This is a genomic window from Janthinobacterium sp. GW821-FHT03C10, assembly GCF_059420865.1.
Window position 1 is genome coordinate 74,791 of record NZ_JBWKUN010000005.1, and the last position, 18,726, is coordinate 93,516.

An 18,726-nucleotide genomic window follows, 5' to 3' on the forward strand; every position below is an offset into this window, starting at 1 on the left:
CTGATTTATCCAATGCGTTCACCCAATGCCATGTGTTCTTCCCTGTTATCAATCTGTCCGTCGCGCAAGTACAGCACATGCTCGCCCAGGATGCGCGCATCTTCCGGATCATGGGTGATCAGGATCATGGGCACGTCCAGGCGCTGCTGCCACTGGCTCAGTTCCAGGCGCATTTTGACACGCAGGGCCGGATCGAGGGCGGCGAACGGCTCGTCGAGCAGCAGGGCATTCGGTTCGGCCACGAGCGCCCTCGCCAGCGCCACCCGTTGGCGCTGGCCTCCGGACAACTCGTCGGGGAACTGGTGCGCCAGTTCCTGCAAGTGAAACGCGTCGAGCCAATGCTCGACCTTCTGCAATTTTTCGCGCGCGCGCGGATTGAACCAGCCGCGCGCCAGGCCGAAGCCCACGTTCTGGCGCACCGTCAGGTGCGGGAACAGCGCGTAATCCTGGAACAGGTAGGCGACATTACGCTGCTGCGGCGGCAAATTGATGCCGGCGGCCGAATCGAACAGGGTGCGCCCGTTCAGGCGGATATGGCCCGCGTCCGGTGTAAACAGTCCGGCAATGGCTTTCAAGGTCATGCTCTTGCCGGCGCCGGAGGGGCCATACATGGCGATGCGCTGGCTGCCGGAGGTGCATTGCACCTGCAGGTCGAAGCGGCGTTTGCCGGAGCGCAAGGTGGCGCGAATGTCGAGGTCGAGTTGCATAGCGGTCATTTATGAGCGATGCGCCCGGGCGCCAGGCGGCCAGCCGACAGCAGCACCACGATACACACGGCCGAGGTGATCAGCACGAGGGTGTTGGCCACGTCGTCCTGGCCCGCCTGCACGGCTTCGTACACGGCCACCGACAGGGTCTGCGTCTTGCCGGGAATGCTGCCGGCCACCATCAGGGTGGCGCCGAATTCGCCGAGCGCGCGCACGAATCCCAGCAGCACGCCGGCGAGGATGCCGCGCCACGCCAGCGGCAAGGTGACGCGGAAGAAAATCGCCAACTCCGAGATGCCCAGCACGCGGGCCGCCTGCTCCAGCTGCCCATCGACGGCCTCGAAGGCGGCGCGCGCGGGCTTGAAGACGAGGGGAAAGGCGACCACGGTGGAAGCGATCACGGCGCCCTGCCACGTAAAGATCAGGTTGATGCCGAAGTTGTCCTGCAACCAGATGCCCAGGGTGCCGCGCCGACCCAGCAGCACCAGCAGGTAATAGCCGAGCACGGTGGGCGGCATCACCATCGGCAGGGTCAACAGGGCGTCGAGCAGTTCGCGCCCGGGAAAACGCGTGCGCGCCAGCAGATAGCCCGTACCGATGCCGAGCAGCAAATTGAGCGCCGTGGCCCAGGCCGCAACTTTCAGCGACAGGGCCAGCGCGGTCCAGGCGATATCCATGTGCAGTCGTTCTACTTTATGGCTTTTTAAACCCGTATTTGGCCAGGATGGCTTGCGCCGGCGCCGTCTGCAGATAGCTGACGAAGCGCTTCGCTTCGGCCGCATTGCCGCTGCCCTTGATGGTGGCGATCGGGTACAGCACGGGCGCGTCCAGCGGCACCTCCAGCACCACGTTCACTTTATCCTTCATGATGGCCGCATCGGTGGCGTAGACAAAGCCCGCATCGACTTCGCCGCGCGCCACGTAATCGAGCGACTGGCGCACGTTCTGCGTGCCGATGGCCTTCGCTTGCACGGCGTCCCACAGCTTCGCCTTCTTCAGCGCGCCTTCGGAGTAACGGCCGACGGGCACGCTGGCCGGGTTGGCGATGGCCACGCGGGTCACGCCCTTGTGCGCCAGGTCGGCCAAAGCCTTGATGCCCAGCTTGCTATCGTGCGGCACGATCAGCACCAGGCTGTTGCCGACGAAGTCCATGCGGTCGGCCGGCAATACCAGGCCCTGCTTTTGCGCCGCATCCATGGTTTCCTGGTCGGCCGAGGCAAACACGTCCACGGGCGCGCCCTTGACGATCTGCTGCAGCAGCACGCCCGAGGCGGCGAAGTTCAAGGACACCTTGCTGCCCGGATACTGCGCCTCGTAGCTTTGCGCCGCATCCTTGAACGCATTCGTCAGGCTGGCCGCGGCCGACACCACCACTTCGCCGGCAAGGGCGGAGGTAGCGGCGGTGGCGAACAGGGCGGCGCCAAGCAGGCGGGCGAGGGAGGTGAGGCGCATGATCGTATCCTTGTAAAGTGAACGGTGAACAAGGAGCGTAATATACACTTATATATAGCGTTCTGCCATCGCATGGATCAAGCAATGGCAAAGAGCAAATGAGGAAAAATGCAGCCAGCGCCGGGAGAGGACAGGCCGGCTGCGGTACGCCGATGAAGTGTGACAACACATAGCCGGTCAATTTCGTCGCTCGAATTAGGCGATCAATTCTTCCCCAGTCTCTCCAGCAATGCCTGTTTTTGCGCAGGCGATGCGGAACTTGTCCTGATACTTTGTACTTGCGCCGCCTGCCTGTCTTCCGGCATCGCCGCAAACCGTTGCGCATATTCCTCCACCAATTCGGCATTTCCGCGCAGCGCTCCCGCATACAGCCAGTAATTCGCTGTGGAGACTTCGCCTTTCTCCAGATATTCCTGGCGCAGTTCGGCAATGACCTGCCCATCGCCATCGATCGCCCGCTGTGCCAGTGGCGTAACGACAGGTTCCTCACCGCTCGTACGCCGCTCCTGCATGACCCAATACGCAAAAAGAACCAGCAGAACGGCGCCTGTGCCTAGTTTTATTGCCAGCTTCATGGCCTCAGCCTCCTGCATTGCAAGGACCAAAACATCACGACGTGCCGGGCTTGCCAAGATCCATCTGCTTGTTTCCTAGAGCACGGCAATTCTCGTGACCATTCTCCTTCGGCACTCATACTCTGCATGTTACCGGTCCGCGTGCGGTGGTAGCACGCGGACACGAGTTGATCAAGCTCACTGAATAAGTCAGTAAGCTATTGTCCAACCACAGATTTACTTGCCGCCGTCCGCAGCTTGCACAGCTTCTTCGGCTCGCTTGGCAGCGGGAAGATCAGTCTTGCCTATCTCTTGAATCAGCTGCCTGATTTCCTCCCTATGTGCCGGATTCTTGTCACCGATTAGTAAAGCAATCAATTCCACCTTGGGATTGATATCGGGACATCTGACCGCCAAACGAAACCAGCGAATGGCTTCTTCAGATTTCAGCGTGAAATTGCTATGGTATCTGGCAAGCTGATAAGCCGCCCCGCAATCTCCACCAAGCGAGCGCGCTTCCAGGCTCGCGATATCTCGCGGCGTCAAATTGAATTCCACAGTTGGACTGACGGCCATTGCATCCCGCTCTTTTTTTAAGAACCAGTATCCACTACACAGGCCAATCAGCAGACAGATTAACAAGGTAAGTATTTTCATTGGCGTATGGGTGAAAATGATTTCCAGGGTCCTGGCTGGCCAATCGGTGGTCCGCTTGGATAAGGGCCAGCGCCCAGCATGCCTGACCGAGCGTACCAGCTAAAATCCATCGGTGCTGTCACATCGACGCCAAGTTTGTTGGCCACCTGCTGCGCAAATGATGGCTTGCCATTACGGCTGACGCCAGTATTACACGCCCCCAGGATGACAGGCTGACCTTTCCAATTGGGATCATTGCGAATCATGTTTGCGAGATCGTTGGCAAAAATCGGCTTGATACCATCGCGGCGATCCTCCATATTGCCCGGATTTCCGTGACCGGCCACGGTATATGCCCAAGGCACAGACCACGCATTTCCACCAGGATAAGTAACCGTGTCATGATATAGACCGTTCGGATTAAACAGATTCAGATCTGCCAGCCCCGATGGGTCAATATTGCTAAGTGGATTGCCCCCGACGTAGGCATAGGTATTCATCCCTCCCGCCAACCCGATCGGATCACTCTGCAAATACCGTCCCAGCGATGCATCGTAGTAGCGGTGCCAGTTGTACCACAGGCCCGATTCGGCATCGTAGTACTGGCCCGGGAATCCGATATTCAAGCCGCCAATTGTGTCGACGATGACGGTGCGGTCAAATGCGGCATTGGCGGCGCGCCATACGACAGCACCGCTGGCATTGCTCATGACTTCGGGACGGCCCAGGTGGTCGTTATGGCTAAAATAAACCTGGTTGGCACGCGCCATGCCGATCATCTCGCCATTGAACCAGAAATAATGACTGGTTTGCGCTCCAATTTCAGCCAGCAGTTCACCGCCTGGACCATAAATGGCTTGCGTGATGCCACCAGCCCCATCTTTTTGCACACGCTGGTTCAGCGCATTGGTGCGATAGTCTCCGACATAACGGCCATTCACCAGAATGCCGCGCATGCGGTTGAATCCATCGTAGGTATAGGAACGGCTGCCATCATGGCGCATTTCGCTGGCCAGCGTGCCCACGGGGTTGTAGCTGAAGTTACGGAATTCACCGTTGCCGCTCCAGGATGCAAGCCGGTTGCTGCCGCTGTCGAGCGCAAAACCATAATTGCTGCCCTTCCGGGACTGGCCTGTCCGGTTGCCAGCCTGGTCCCAGGAGAAACTCTGATAATCGATCCGGCGCGTCACCAGTCCTACGCGGTCAGCCGCATCATAGTCAATTCCCTGGGTCATATGTTCATTGCCCGCATCGATCATGGCAATGATCTGATTCGTATTGTTATGGCGATATTCCACGTTTTCCACATTGCCGGAAATGCGCGTAATTCGGCCATCCACATCCAGCGTCACCCTGCGCGGCAAATTATTCCCGTAACGCCAAGCATGGGGCTTACCGCTGACTGGCTGATACAGCACTGAGTCAGCCAGTTTTGTCCATACGCCAGTCACATTCGTCAAGAGCTCACTCACGCGGCCGTATGCATCGTACGAATAAAAAGTACGTGTGCCCGATGGGTAATGGATACCCTCCAGGCGGCCCGCAGCATCATAGTCCCAGACAGTCGTATAGTTGCTGCCGTATATATTATTGGCTTGTACAGTGAGCTGCCCATATGCGTTGTAGGCGTAGCCGGTGTACCCCGTAAGATCCGTGAAACCAGTCAGACGCCCCTTGCCAAACCGTCCCTCGTCATAGGTAAATTTCTCGGTTTCACCGCTATTGCTGCGTGAAATTTGACGATCCAGACTATCCAGGGTGTAGCGGGTAACTCTGCCATCGGAACGTGTTTCACTTTCCAACCGGCCCGCAGTGTCATAGCCATATGTGGTGGTACCCGTATCCGGACTGACCACGCTAATGACTTGGCCAAAACCATTATAGGTATAGCGCGTTTGCAATGGACGCGGATCGGTTACCGATGCCAACATACCCTCGGCATCGTAGGCCAGTACAGTCACCCCGCCATCGGGCGCGGTACTCTTGACGAGACGATTCGCCGCGTCATACGCATATAAGGTTGAGCGCCCAGCCGCATCGGTGACGCTCACGAGATTGCCATTGTGATCGTATCGTTTGTCGAGGCGCTGGCCATGATTGCCAAGCTCGCCAAACGGACGGCCCAGCGTATCCATTTCCGTCGTGGTGCTCAACTCTCCCGCAGCAACTGGAACTGGCAGGCCAGCACTCACCTCCGCGTGATGCAGGGCGGAACTCACACGCACGCTGTTGTCAGGAACATTCACGGCAATATGCGTAAATTCCCCCAGCGCATTGCCGACATATTCGACCCGGCCGCCCGCAGTGTATTGATACTGCGTCATGCTGCCGTCCGGATAACTGATGGAACGCACCAGGTCGCCCGCATGATAGGCAAGATGCGTCGTCTGGCTGCCATTGAGCGTCGTTGCCAGCAGGCGGCCCATGCCATCGTAAGCATAGGTACTGGCGACGCCATTGCTGTCGGTATAGCCCGATGGACGCCCCATGCCGTCATGGCCTGCCCATGCTTGCTGGTGGCCCAGCGGATTCGTCATGCTGGTCAAGTTGCCGCGCGTGTCGTAGTCATAGCGCGTGACTGCCGCGCCACCAGGCAGGCTGCGCGATACTGTCCAGCTTGACATGGTGCTGTTCGGATAAAACGTGTACGTGTGCACGAATTTCTTTTGCTTGCCGGTCTTCAGGTCATCCCAGGTTTCGCTCTCGAGCTTTCCCGATGGGGCCCATGCATGGTAATACGTGTAGCTGACGCGCAAATAGGCTACGTTGCCCGCATTGCGGTATTCGGTCTTCTCAATCTCATTCCCATTCCAGCTATGCACGACCGTTTGCGCCGCGCCCGTGCCTGCCGCCGTAGTCCTGCTCAACAGATGGCCATCCTTGTCATAGCTGTAGTCCGTCTTGTTGCCATTCCAGTCCAGCGTATAGTCGACGTAGCCGTTGGCGTCATACGCGGTGCTGGCGGCCGCCGCGGCGCACGTCGCCGTGCCGGCGCGGGAAACCGATGTCGGCTTCAGCTCGCCACCGATCAGGGCAAACTTGTGGGTGGTCGCTTGTTGACGCACATCGGTCACCGTCGTTTGATTGGCGCCATAGACGAACGTCTCGCGCTCCTCTCCACCCTCGAGGCCGCTCTCGCTGACCCGGCCATCGGCAAAATACGCATAGCGGCTATGGCGCTGCCCATTGATGCTGATACCGGTCAATAAAGCGGGATGTGCCGTCTCGTAGTGATACTCGCGCACCTCCTGGCTGGCGGGCGCAGTGACTTTGGCAAGCATGCCGCTGGCATGGTATTCATAGTTCCAGTCGTTGCCTGCAGGATCACGCACTCGGCTCACCTTGCCATTGCCGCCCCAGGTGAACTGGATCAGCTGGCCGCTGCTGTTGCTGACGCTGGCAAGCTGATTCGGATTGGCGCCGTACTGGAAATTGAGTTGCGCGCCGGCACCTTCCACGATGGAGACGATGGCCCCCACCTTGTTGTAGGTGTAGGTATTGCCGTTGGCCCACAGGACCCATCCCATTCCTGGCGTGTAGACCATTTCTCCCCTGCGTGCCGATTTTCCTGACAGGTATAAGTAAGAACCGGCTTTCGGGTCCAAGGTGGAGGGAAACTCGTTTTCTCCGACAAATTGATAATTGGTCGTGCTGCCGGTGGGATCGGTCACCGTCACAGAACGGGGTATGCATCGCCCCGTTCCCGTATTGCCGCAATTCGGTTCATTCAACCTGGGCACATCCACGTTGGAGAGCCACTGTGGTCCAAATAAAGTACCGACCGCATGCTTGCTGCGATAAGTTCTCTTCAACCCCAGGCCGTACAGACCCAATGACTGGAAATCCACCTCGGGTTTGATCTTCTCGCCGGTGGCAATGACCACCGGGTGCGCCGTCATGGCGCCGCAGCGATTGATATTCGTATTGGCATTCGATGGCGCGGCATCGGTATTGGCGGGGCCTGGCGTGCCGGCACCGCGCGAGGGACGGTTGTAGACGTCGAACATGTCGCCGGGCCAGCGGCAAAATACACCGCTCATGGCAACGCAGTCTTCATACGCCTGCCGCTCGCGCTCGGCGGTGACGGTGATCGTCGGCATGGTGTAGCTTTGCACAAACGGGCTCTGGAAGAAGAGGACGAGGAATACTAAAACGAGTTTTTTCTGGAATAGGCTGAACATGAGAGTGGATCGGAGGTATTTTTTGGCTAAGAGTCTCCAAGAATGAAACTCCAGCTAACATTTACATCCTAGCACTATATTTCATTACTTATATGCAATGTCCTTACGGTGTGAAGGCCATTCCTCCCTGGATCAACAACCCAGCTTCATGCAAGTGATAGCACACGGCATTCCCTGATATACTGTATATAAACACAGTATATCGAGGTGAGCCATGGAATTGACGGACAAGCTGGAAATCCTGGCCGATGCGGCCAAGTACGATGCTTCCTGTGCCAGCAGCGGGGCGCCGAAGCGCGATTCCATCGGCAAGGACGGCTTTGGCGCCACCTCGGGCATGGGGATTTGCCACAGCTACACGCCGGACGGGCGCTGCGTCTCGCTGCTGAAAGTGCTGTTGACGAATTACTGCCTGTACGATTGCCAGTACTGCGTCAACCGCCGTACCTCGAACGTGCCGCGCGCGCGCTTTACGGTGGCCGAAGTGGTGAAACTGACCAGCGACTTTTACCTGCGCAACTACATCGACGGCCTCTTCCTCAGTTCCGGCATCATCCGCTCGGCCGACTACACGATGGAGCAACTGGTGCAGGTAGCGCGCGAGTTGCGCGAGGTACACCAGTTCCGCGGCTACATCCACCTGAAAACCATCCCCGACGCCGACCCGGCCCTGATCGCGCAGGCGGGCCGCTATGCCGACCGGCTCAGCGTCAATATCGAACTGCCGACCCAGGACAGCGTGCAAAAGCTGGCACCGGAAAAGAGCGTGCACACGATCAAGCTGGCCATGGGCGCCATCCGCCGCAAGCTCGATGAAAAGGCGGAAGAACCGCGCTCGCCCCGTTTCGCGCCGGCCGGGCAAAGCACGCAAATGATCGTCGGCGCCGACGCCAGCGACGACCAGCAGATCCTCGCCACGGCCGAAACCTTGTACGGCAGCTATAAACTCAAGCGCGTGTACTACTCGGCCTTCAGCCCCATCCCCGACAGCCCGAAAAGCGTGCCGCTGGCGCCACCGCCGATGCTGCGCGAACACCGGCTGTACCAGGCCGATTTCTTGCTGCGTAGCTATGGTTTCCAGGCCAGCGAATTGCTGCCCGCCAGCGGCGGCAACCTGGCGCTCGATATCGATCCGAAACTGGCGTGGGCGCTGGCGCACCGCGAACATTTTCCGCTGGACTTGAACCGCGCGGCGCAGCACATGATCGCCCGCGTGCCCGGCATCGGCCTGCGCAACGCGCAGCGCATCGTCGATCTGCGCCGGTTGCGGCAAGTGCGCTATGCCGACCTGTCGCGCCTGCGCTGCAGCATGAAAAAGAGTGCCCCCTTCATCATCACGGCCGACTACTTTCCCGCGCGCGACACCATCGCCTCGGAACACCTGCGCCGCGCCATGGCGGACGCCCCGCAGCAATTGAACTTATGGCCGGAGCTGCAGGCCGCATGACTACGTTCGTGCGGCTGGCGCAATCGTTCGACGCGTGGCGCGCGGCTGCACGCGAACTAATCGCGCGCGGCGTGCCGCCTGCCGATGTGGCCTGGCAGTCGCAGCCCGGCGACGGCGACCTGTTTTCCTCCACGCCGGAGGCCACGGATACCGGCGCGCCACCGCTGCGCCTGCCCCGCCAGCTGGTGGAGCTGCTGGAGAGCGCCGCCTGTTTCAGCGCCCCGGATCGCTGGGCCTTTTTGTACCAGGTACTGTGGCGCTGGCAGCTGGGCCAGCACGACGTGGTTTCACCGGCCGACGCGGACGGCGCGCGCCTGCACGCCATGGTCAAGGCCGTGCACCGCGAAGAGCACGACATGCATGCCTACGTGCGCTTCCGCGAGCGGCCGGAAAGTGACGGCGCCCCCCGCTTCGTGGCCTGGTTCGAACCCACGCACGCGGTGCTGCCGCAAGTGGCGCGCCACTTCGCGCGCCGCATGGGATCGACCAGCTGGCTGATCGCCACGCCCGGCGCCAGCATGCTGTGGGATGGCGCCACCTTGCACGCGGGTCCGCCGCTGATGCAGGGAGCGGCCGACATCGACGATGCGGGCGAAGCCCTGTGGCTGACGTATTACCGCAGCATCTTCAATCCGGCCCGCGTGAATGCTGACTTGCTGCACAGCCATATCCCCTCGCGCTTCTGGAAAAACCTGCCCGAAGGCGCCATCGTGCCCGCCATGCTGAGCGGCGCCGCCAACGGCGAGCGCCGCACGGGCCAGACCGCCAGCGTGGGACAGCGCCAGGGTGCCGCCATGATCCCGATCAGCGCAGAACGGGCCCAGCCGGTGCGCGAGATCGCCACGACGCTGGAGCAGTGCCGCCGCTGCCCATTGTGGCAGCACGCCACGCAAGCCGTGCCCGGCACAGGCCCGCACACCGCCCGCATCATGCTCGTCGGGGAACAACCGGGCGACCAGGAAGATCTGGCCGGACTGCCGTTCGTCGGCCCGGCCGGTGCGCTGCTGGATCAGGCCATGCAGGAAGCGGGCATGGCGCGCGACAGCATCTATCTGACCAATGCCGTCAAGCATTTCAAATGGGAACCACGCGGCAAGCGTCGCCTGCACAAAACCCCGGCCCAAGGCGAGATCCTCGCCTGCCGCGGCTGGCTGGAGGAAGAACTACGAAGCGTGCAACCGCAGGTGATCGTGGCGCTGGGCAGCACGGCATTGAAAGCCGTGCTGCAGGATGGCGCGGCCAGCATGACGCCGCTGATCGGCACGCCCATCGAACACGACGGGCGCTGGGTGGTCACCGTGTATCACCCGTCATATGTGCTGCGCGCAGCCGATGCGGCGAGCCGGCGCCAGGCGTACGCGGTGATCGTCAGCGGCTTGCGACAGGCGTTGCAGCTGCTGCTGGACCCGCATCACGGCGCCGCCGCCGGCACTTCCTGCCCCTCGTCGCGCCGCGCATAGCGCTGCGCAATCACGGCGCAAATCATCAATTGAATCTGGTGGAACAGCATCAGCGGCAAAATCACCATGCCCAGCGAGTGCGTGGCAAACAAGACCTTGGCCATCGGTACGCCGCTGGCCAGGCTTTTCTTCGAACCGCAAAAGACGATGGCGATTTCATCTTCCTTGCTAAAGCCCAGGCGGCGGCTGATGAAGGTCATCAGGCCCAGGACCAGGGCCAGCAGCACGATGCTGAACACGCCCAGGGCGACCAAGGTTTCCACCGAGATCGTGTGCCACAGGCCTTCGCTGACGGCTTCGCTGAAGGCCGTGTAGACCACCAGCAAAATGGAACCCTGGTCGACGAATTTCAGCATGGCCTTGTGGCGGTCGACCCAGCGGCCGATCCAGCGGCGCAGGAACTGGCCGGCCAGGAAGGGCAGCAGCAGCTGCATGACGATCGACAATACCGCGTCGACCGACGACTTGCTTTCCGCGCCCTTGGCCACCAGCAAGCCCACCAGGATGGGCGCAAGGAAAATGCCGATGAAATTCGAGGCCGAAGCGCTGCAGATGGCGGCTGGCACATTGCCGCGCGCCATGGCCGTCAAGGCGATCGACGATTGCACGGTCGATGGCAAGGCGCACAGGAACAGGATGCCCACGTACAGCTCGGGCGTGAGGAAGGTCAGCGCCAGCGGACGCAGGGCCAGGCCCAGCAGGGGGAACAAAATAAACGTGCTGGCCAGCACCAGCAAATGCAGGCGCCAGTGCATGACGCCGGCCACCACGGCTTCGCGCGACAGCTTGGCCCCGTGCAGGAAGAACAGGGCGCCGATGGCGACAGTGGTGACATTGCCGAAGACCACGGCCGTCTGGCCCGTGCAGGGCAGGAAGCTGGCCAGCGCCACGGTGACGAGCAGGGCGATGGTGAAGTTGTCGGGTTTCAGATTGCGCAGCAGGGCGGCGGGAAAGAATGAAGACATGCGGTAGCCTGGTAGCGGCCCAGCCTTGCAACACTGCGCCATGGATGACAAAAAGCGCCGGAAACGGCGCCAGTGCTGGCTATTCTAACCCCATTGCCGAGCTATCTGCCTGGAAGCAGGCGTGGCTTGTGGACACAATGGCACAAAAAAATGCCCTGTCCGCAGACAGGGCAACCCGGAGTAAAGTACAGCGCGAGGGCTTAGCCGGCGGCTTTGACTTTCAGCTCGTTCTTGATTTCTTTCACGCCGCTCACGGAAGCGACGATCTGCACGACGCGGTCACCCGCTTCGGCGCTCGGCACGTCGCCCGACAGGACGACCACACCTTGCTGGGTTGCTACCTTGACCGGCAGGGCAGCGGCTTGCGCATCGGCGCTCAGGGCGGCCTTGGCCGAGGAAGTGATGGTTTCATCAGGGACGGCAGCGGCGGCGTTGGCGGCCACGACGGTGTCAGCAGGAGCTTGTGCTTTTGGGGCGGAGTCAGCTGCATGCGAAGCGGTGATCGAGGCGCCCGACAGTACGATAGCGGCAACCAGGGTATTGAACAGTTTCGATGTTTGCATGGTAGTTCCTCTCAATGAAGTTAAAAGCTTCTTACTTGGCTATAGCAATAAACAGCAACACTTTGAAGCGTCACATCTACCCATACAGCAAGCACCGTGCCAGCTTTTAATTTCCCTTCAAAATCAACCACTTATATTCAAAGCCAATTTTTCCAGCGCGTTTCAGGCGAATCCGGCCCGAAAAACCGGGCTTTTTGTCGCCTGACGACGACAGCTTGTGGCAATATCATCAATATTTTTCAGTAAGCCTTTGATTATCCACGCTTTATTTTTGTCGCTAATCAGCGACAGGGTCGCCGTCGGCCCGGAACAGGGCTGGCGTCAGCTCGTATTTCTGCAATAAACGGTAGAACTCCGTGCGGTTGCGGTCGGCCAGGCGGGCCGCGTCGGCCACGTTGCCATCCGTCAGGCGCAGCAATTGGATCAGGTAGTCGCGCTCGAAACGCTGCTTGGCTTCGTTATAGCTGAGCGCTTCCAGCGACGGCACGCGCAAGGCCCGCTGCACCAGGCTCAGGGGCACCAGCGGCGCCGTGGCCAGCGCGCACACTTGCTCGACCACATTGACCAGCTGGCGCACGTTGCCGGGCCATGGCGCCGCCACTAGGGCCGTGAGCGCGTCGGGCGCGAAGCCGTTCAGGGTTTTTTGGTACTTGGCCGCCAGTTTCTGCAAGAAATGGTTCGCCAGCAGGGCGATGTCTTCGCGGCGTTCGGCCAGCGGCGGCAGGGTCAAGGTGACCACGTTGAGGCGGTAATACAGGTCTTCGCGGAATTGCCCTTCCGCCATGGCCACATCGAGGTCGCGGTGCGTGGCCGACAAGAGCCGCACGTCCACCGGGCGCGTCTGGTCGGCGCCCACGGGCCGCACGGCCCGTTCCTGCAGCACGCGCAGCAATTTGACTTGCAGCGGCAGCGGCATGTCGCCGATCTCGTCCAGAAACAGGGTGCCGCCATCGGCCGCCTGAAATAAACCTTCGCGGTTGCCGACGGCGCCCGTAAACGAGCCTTTCACGTGGCCGAACAATTCCGATTCCAGCAGCTGCTCAGGAATGGCGCCGCAATTGACGGCGATGAACGGCGCCTTGGCGCGGCGGCTGGCGTTGTGCAGCGCGCGCGCCAGCAATTCCTTGCCCGTGCCGCTGGGGCCGCGGATCAGGATGCTGGCGTCGGAACCGGCCACCAGCTTGGCTTCGGCCAGCAGCTCGGCCATCTGCGCACTGCGGCTGATCAGTTCGGCGCGCCAGCTTTCGTCGCCGGACGCGGGCGCCGGCATGACGGTGGACAAGTTGATGGCGTACGCCACCTTTTCCATCAAGAGCTTGCCGTCGAACGGCTTCGTCAGGTAGGCAAACGCGCCGCGCGCCGTGGCGTCGACGGCGTCGGGAATGGTGCCGTGCGCCGTCAGCAAAATGACGGGCAGGGCCGCGTGCTGGCGGCGGATTTCATCGAACAGGGCCAGGCCGTCGCGGCCGGGCAATTGCACGTCGGTAATAACCAGGGCCGGCAATTCCACGGCCAGGCGCGCCAGCGCCGCTTCCGCGCTGCCCACGGCCGTCACGCGATAGTTGCCCGCCTTCAAGCGGATGGTCAGCAGGCGCAGCAGGTCGGGGTCGTCGTCGACCAATAGAATGTGGGCGTGCTCGCTCATTTCGCCGCTCCCGCGGCAGGGCGCACGGACAGGCTGCGCTCGATGTTTTTCAGTGCTTCCAGCTTTTCATTGAGCAAGTCGTTGCGGCGCTGGGCGTCGCGCAACTGCGTGTTGAGCTTGTCGATGCTGTCTTCCTGGCGGCGCAGTTCCGCGTACTGGCTGCCGAGCAATTGCGCCAGCGGCGCCAGCAGTTGCGCGTCCTTGCCCGTGGCCGTGGCCAGCGGTTCCAGCAAGGCTTGCGCGCGGGCCAGGTCGCCGGGGCCGCGCACGGTCGCCTGCAGCATGGCGCGGCGGATCGTGTTGTGCGGCGCGTGGTCGGCCTTGGCCAGGTCCAGCTGCGCTTTCGCCAGTTCCGACGGCGTCATCAGGCGCAAGGCGCTTTGATACGCCAGCAGTTCGGCCAGCTGGGGGTCCATCACCACCACCACGCGCGGCGGCGTCTGCACCAGCACGGGCGTCTGGGTGGGGGGCTTGGCGGCGCAAGCGCCCAACAGCAGCGCGCAGGCGGCCATGCCGGCCAGGGAAGTTCTCGTCATCATAAGGGCAGTTCTATCCGAAAATGCGCGCCAGCCTGGCGCGGTAAAAGAGTGACGCTGCCGTCGTGGGCGGCGATATATTCGCGCACGATGGACAGGCCGATGCCATTGCCGTTGCGCGCGCCGGCCGCCTGGCGCACTCCCTGGTAAAACGGTTCAAAAATGCGCGCGGCATCCTCGGGCGCCACGCCGGCCCCCTCGTCGATGCAATCGATGCGCACACGGCCGCCTTCGCAAGCCAGGCTGAAGCGCACGGTGCCGCCTTCCGGGCTGAAGCGCACGGCATTCGACAGCAGGTTTGCCAGGGCCGTGGCCAGCTTGTCGCGGTCGGCCTGCACGATCAGGGACTCGCCCTGCACCTCGACCGTCAAACGGCGCGCCAGCCATTGCAGGCGCTGCCCGGCAACCACATCTTGCAGCAAGACAAGCAAATCGACCTTGCTGTGCGCCAGGTGCTGGGCGTCAAAAGCGGCGGTATTGTAGCGCAGCAAGTCTTCGATCTGGGTTTGCAGGGACGCCGTGTTTTGCTGCAGGATGCCGGCGATTTCGCGCTGGCTGTCGCTGAGCTTGCCGGCCACCTCGTCTTCCAGCAAGGCCACGCCTTCGCGCAGGGCCGCCAGCGGCGTTTTCAGCTCATGCGAGATGTGGCGCAGAAAACGTTCCTTGTCGGCATCGAGGTCCGCCAGGCGCTGGCGCAGCCAGTCCAGCTGCTGGCCCAGGCGGCGCGTGTCGGCCGGGCCGCCGACGACGATGGGCTGGTCGTAGCGCTTCTCGCCCAGGCGCTCGATGGCCGTCTCGATGCGGCGCAGCGGGCGCGAGAGTAAAAAACCGAAGCAGGTGGCCAGCACGGCCGCCAGCAGCACGGCGCCGCCCACCAGCACGCCCAGCAGGCGGCGCTGGCGTTCCAGCTCGGCCAGCAGTGCGTCGTTGCGGCTGCCGATTTCCGTCTTGCTTTCGCGCGCCAGGCTGTCATTGATCTGCGTCATGCGGGCAAACGCGCGGTACACGACGGCGTGGCCATCGCGCTTGCGGCGTTTTCCGGCTTGCAGGACTTCCCAGGCCGATTGCGCCTGCGCCGTCCATTCGTCGGCCAGCTGTGGAGCGAATTCGGGCGTGGCACGGTTCAGCACTTGCAGCGCCGCCGCCGCTTCGTCGCGCGCCGCCGCGTAGCGCTCGCGAAAGACGGGATCGTCCAGCACGAGGAACTGGCGCGCGCTGCGTTCCATGGCCAGGGTGCGCTCGGACAGGCGCTGCGACTGTTCCGTCAGGGCGATCGCCTGCGCCGCCGTCTCGCGCCCCAGGCGCGCCAGGTGCTCCAGGGTCAGCAGGGCTTGCACGGAAGTGGCCGTCAAGATACCCGTCGTCAAAATGAAGGCGGCAAATAACAGTTGGCGAAAAGAAAGTCGGGACAAGGTAGGCGCCTTCGGTTCAGTCTGGAGTGCAAAAGGCGCATGGTACGCTAAGCCCCCATCCTGGGGCGCCACCTGTCCAAATTAGTTTATTTTGCAACATTGTTGCTTTTACGGCCGACAAGCAAGGCCCGGCGGCGGCGCGCGGATACTCCTAGTACAATAGGGAAAAACTTCACGCAGGCATCAAAGTGGCCCCGCCCCTGGCATTGCGCCGCTTTGCCCCCACATGTGATGCAGCCCCACCGACACTCCGAATCACCTACCGCAGAGATCCCATACCGCATGAGCACATTTGAAAAAGTCAGCAGCAACTTCATTCCAGTCTTGCAGGCAACCATCGAGCAATATGTCGAGCCAGCAACGGGCATGCGCCATATCCACATGCATACCGAGCAGGCTGAGATGGTGTTCCTGGTGGCCTTTCCCACTGTGCCGGAAGTGAGCGACGGACGCGCCCACATCCTCGAACACCTGGCCCTGTGCGGTTCGTCGCGCTACCCGGTGCGCGACCCGTTCTTCTCGATGCTGCGCCGCTCGACGGCCACTTTCATGAATGCGATGACCTATCCGGACCGCACCGTGTACCCGTTCGCCAGCACCGACCGCAAGGATTTCTTCAACCTGCTCGACGTCTACCTCGATGCGGCCTTCTTCCCCAACCTCGATTATCTGAACTTCCGCCAGGAAGGCTGGCGCCACGCGTTCGAAGGCGACAAGCTGGTGTACCAGGGCATCGTCTTCAATGAAATGAAGGGCGCCTTCAACAGCCCCATGCGCGCGCTCGACAGCGGCATCGCCAGCGCCTTGCTCAAGGGCACGACGTATGAAGTGGAATCGGGCGGCGATCCGCTGAACATTCCCGAGCTGACGCACGCCATGCTGAAAGAATTCCACGCCAGTCACTACCATCCTTCGCAAGCCGTGATCATGACCTCCGGCAATATCGAAGCGTCGGCCGTGCAGGAGCAAGTCGCCGAGCGCGTGCTGTCCAAGCTCAGCGGCTTTAGCCCGCGCCGCCTGCCGCAGCTGGCGCCCGCGTGGACGGCGCCGCAGGAAAACATCGTCAAAATTCCGTCGCAGGAAGCGCGCGACGATGAATTCGGCCTGCAATTCGCCTGGTTGATGGGCGAATCGAGCGACCCCATCGCCTACTACCACGCGCATTTGCTGTCGCACGGCTTGCTGGGTGAATCGTCGGCGCCCGTCATGCGCGCCATGGAATCGGCCGGCTATGGCCGCCCATCGGACATGAATGGCCGCGACGCGGGCATCCGCCAGATGGTGTTCCACATCGGCATGGAAGGCTTGACGCAGGAACAGATCGCCGATGCGCACCAGCGCATCTGGACGGCGCTGGAAGAAACGGCGGAAGAGGGCATTCCCGCCGCCGTGCTGCACGCGGCCTTGCGCGACATCAAATACAGCCAGCGCGAAATCAGCAGCGGCCGCATGCCTTACGGCCTGGGCCGTTTGCTGCACGCCTTGCCGCTGGCCATGTACGACGGCAACGTGATGGATGCGTTCGACAATGCGGCCATCCTGGAAACGCTGGAGCAGCAGATCGAAGATCCGGCCTTCTTCAAGCAGCTGGTGCGCGAGCTGATCGCCAATCCTACCCGCTTGACGACGCACGTGGTGCCCGATGCCGCCTATTTCACGGACCGCGCCGCGCAGGAAGACGCCAAGCTGGCCGCCCTGCAGGCGAAGCTGACGGATGCCGAGCGCGAGCACATCGTGGCCGAGTCCGCCGCGCTGGAAGCGCACCAGCAACTGCCGTCGAATTCGGAAGTGCTGCCGCGCATCCGCCCCGGCGACGTCAGCGCCGCGCCGCGCCCGGCCCTGCCGATTCCACCGGCCGTCGATGGCGCTGTGGCCTTCAGCATTGCCTCGAACGGCATCAGCTATGCCAACGTGCTGTACGACGTGTCGGGCTTGCCGGAAGCGTCGTGGCCATGGCTGCGTTTATATACGGACCTGGCGCCGGAACTGGGCGTGGGCGACATGTCGTTCGACGACGCCAGCGCCTGGCGCCAGAGCATGGTGCCGTCGTTCCACATCGGCCTGGAAGCCATTCCCCGCCCGCAACAAGCGATGCGCGTGGAACTCTCGTTCTCGGCCAGCGGCTTGCGCGAAGAACACGCGGCCATCGCCGCCGTGCTGTCGGCCTGGATCGCCAAGCCCCGCTTCGATGAAGAAGAGCGCTTGGCTTTCTTGATCGAAAGCCTGGTGCAAGACAAACTCTCCAGCCTGGCCGAATCGGGCAACCGCTACGCCATGCTGGCCTCGGCAGCGCCCCTGTCGCCGACGCGCCGCTTCGACGACATCGTCGGCGGCCCGGCAGCGCTGCCGTTCTACCGCCGTTTGCAGCAGCTGAGCAAGACGTCGGCAGGCTTGCAGGAAATCGCGCGCGAACTCGACACCCTGCACGCACACATCATCGCCCAGCAACCGACCGTGCTGTGCGCGGGCCTGGAACAGGATGGCATCACCCTGGCACGTCTGCTCGAGTTGCCGGCCGCCAGCACGGAGGCGGCCGCGCCCGCCGTTGCCGCAGCACCTGCCGCCTTGCCGCTGGCCAACACGGCCCTGCATGCGACGAGCCAGATCAACCATTGCTTCGTTTCCTGGGCCGTGCCCGGCGTGCACAATCCGGACGCGTCGGCCCTGGCCGTGGCTGCCGAACTGATGACCAACCAGGTGCTGCATACGGCCCTGCGCGAAAAAGGCGGCGCGTATGGCGGCAGCGCCAGCTACGCGGCCGGCGCCGGCACGTTCACGCTCAGTTCCTACCGCGATCCGCGCCTGGCCGGCACGTATGCCGACTTCGGCACGACGCTCGACCAGATCCTCGACGGCGATTTCTCGCAAGAGCAGGTGGAAGAAGCCATCATCTGCGTCATCAAGGGCCTCGACAAGCCGCACTCGCCGTACGCGGAAGCGCTGACGGCGTGGAACATGCAGCAGCGGGGCACGACGGAAGCCGTGCGCCAGCAATTCCGCACCGGCGTGCTGAACTGCACCCTGGCGCAGATCAAGGATGTCACGCGCACCTGGCTGAAAAACGGCCAGCAAAGCCGCGCCGCGTTTGCGGGCAACACGACGCAAGACCTGGCCGGCCTGGACGTGGTCGATCTGCTGGCGCTGGCTTCCTAAGCTGGCCGGAGACGT

General features: G+C 62.1%; 14 protein-coding genes. 3 read left to right on the forward strand and 11 right to left on the reverse strand.

All coding sequences use genetic code 11. The features are described 5' to 3' along the window. Positions 1-5: 5 nt before the first annotated feature. From AC07VH_RS17425 to AC07VH_RS17450, 6 genes are all read right to left on the reverse strand, one after another. Positions 6-716, reverse strand: a complete 711-nt coding sequence (locus tag AC07VH_RS17425) for a sulfate/molybdate ABC transporter ATP-binding protein (RefSeq protein ID WP_326457877.1) — start codon at positions 714-716, stop codon at positions 6-8. Further along, on the reverse strand, positions 713-1,384 hold the full coding sequence (modB, locus tag AC07VH_RS17430) for a molybdate ABC transporter permease subunit (RefSeq protein WP_046681783.1): 672 nt from the start codon (positions 1,382-1,384) through the stop codon (positions 713-715). Before modB ends, AC07VH_RS17425 begins: the two co-directional genes overlap by 4 nt. Positions 1,385-1,400: 16 nt before the next feature. Then, positions 1,401-2,159 (reverse strand): molybdate ABC transporter substrate-binding protein, encoded by a 759-nt coding sequence (gene modA, locus AC07VH_RS17435; RefSeq protein WP_489629344.1) that lies wholly within the window; start codon positions 2,157-2,159, stop codon positions 1,401-1,403. Between the two features lie 203 nt (positions 2,160-2,362). Further along, on the reverse strand, positions 2,363-2,734 hold the full coding sequence (locus AC07VH_RS17440) for a hypothetical protein (protein WP_489629343.1): 372 nt from the start codon (positions 2,732-2,734) through the stop codon (positions 2,363-2,365). Positions 2,735-2,950: 216 nt separating this feature from the next. Continuing rightward, positions 2,951-3,370, reverse strand: coding sequence for a hypothetical protein (locus tag AC07VH_RS17445; RefSeq protein ID WP_489629342.1), 420 nt, complete (start codon positions 3,368-3,370; stop codon positions 2,951-2,953). Next, the gene (locus AC07VH_RS17450; protein WP_489629341.1) at positions 3,367-7,530 is read right to left on the reverse strand and encodes a DUF8616 domain-containing protein; all 4,164 of its coding nucleotides are present in this window, start codon (positions 7,528-7,530) and stop codon (positions 3,367-3,369) included. The genes AC07VH_RS17445 and AC07VH_RS17450 overlap by 4 nt, the downstream gene beginning before the upstream one ends. A gap of 214 nt (positions 7,531-7,744) precedes the next feature. Here AC07VH_RS17450 and AC07VH_RS17455 point away from each other — a divergent pair, with 214 nt between their 5' ends. Continuing rightward, entirely contained in the window at positions 7,745-8,977 is a 1,233-nt protein-coding gene (locus AC07VH_RS17455) for a putative DNA modification/repair radical SAM protein (RefSeq protein ID WP_494787643.1), read from the forward strand. Further along, entirely contained in the window at positions 8,974-10,437 is a 1,464-nt protein-coding gene (locus AC07VH_RS17460; RefSeq protein WP_494787642.1) for a UdgX family uracil-DNA binding protein, read from the forward strand. The genes AC07VH_RS17455 and AC07VH_RS17460 overlap by 4 nt, the downstream gene beginning before the upstream one ends. On the opposite strand, the gene AC07VH_RS17465 is transcribed toward AC07VH_RS17460, so the two are convergent. From AC07VH_RS17465 to AC07VH_RS17485, 5 genes are all read right to left on the reverse strand, one after another. Continuing rightward, on the reverse strand, positions 10,389-11,402 hold the full coding sequence (locus AC07VH_RS17465) for a bile acid:sodium symporter family protein (protein WP_494787641.1): 1,014 nt from the start codon (positions 11,400-11,402) through the stop codon (positions 10,389-10,391). The two genes, AC07VH_RS17460 and AC07VH_RS17465, sit on opposite strands and share 49 nt — an antisense overlap. 200 nt (positions 11,403-11,602) lie before the next feature. Next, on the reverse strand, positions 11,603-11,965 hold the full coding sequence (locus AC07VH_RS17470; protein ID WP_034752546.1) for a BON domain-containing protein: 363 nt from the start codon (positions 11,963-11,965) through the stop codon (positions 11,603-11,605). 277 nt (positions 11,966-12,242) lie between these two features. Then, positions 12,243-13,610 (reverse strand): sigma 54-interacting transcriptional regulator, encoded by a 1,368-nt coding sequence (locus AC07VH_RS17475; protein WP_121670765.1) that lies wholly within the window; start codon positions 13,608-13,610, stop codon positions 12,243-12,245. Continuing rightward, complete coding sequence (locus tag AC07VH_RS17480) at positions 13,607-14,149, reverse strand: hypothetical protein (protein WP_494787640.1); 543 nt, start codon at positions 14,147-14,149, stop codon at positions 13,607-13,609. The genes AC07VH_RS17475 and AC07VH_RS17480 overlap by 4 nt, the downstream gene beginning before the upstream one ends. Continuing rightward, the gene (locus AC07VH_RS17485; protein WP_475417003.1) at positions 14,146-15,558 is read right to left on the reverse strand and encodes a HAMP domain-containing sensor histidine kinase; all 1,413 of its coding nucleotides are present in this window, start codon (positions 15,556-15,558) and stop codon (positions 14,146-14,148) included. Before AC07VH_RS17485 ends, AC07VH_RS17480 begins: the two co-directional genes overlap by 4 nt. Positions 15,559-15,840: 282 nt before the next feature. Between AC07VH_RS17485 and AC07VH_RS17490 the strand changes: the two genes are divergently transcribed. Continuing rightward, positions 15,841-18,711 (forward strand): insulinase family protein, encoded by a 2,871-nt coding sequence (locus AC07VH_RS17490; protein WP_494787639.1) that lies wholly within the window; start codon positions 15,841-15,843, stop codon positions 18,709-18,711. Positions 18,712-18,726 lie beyond the last annotated feature (15 nt).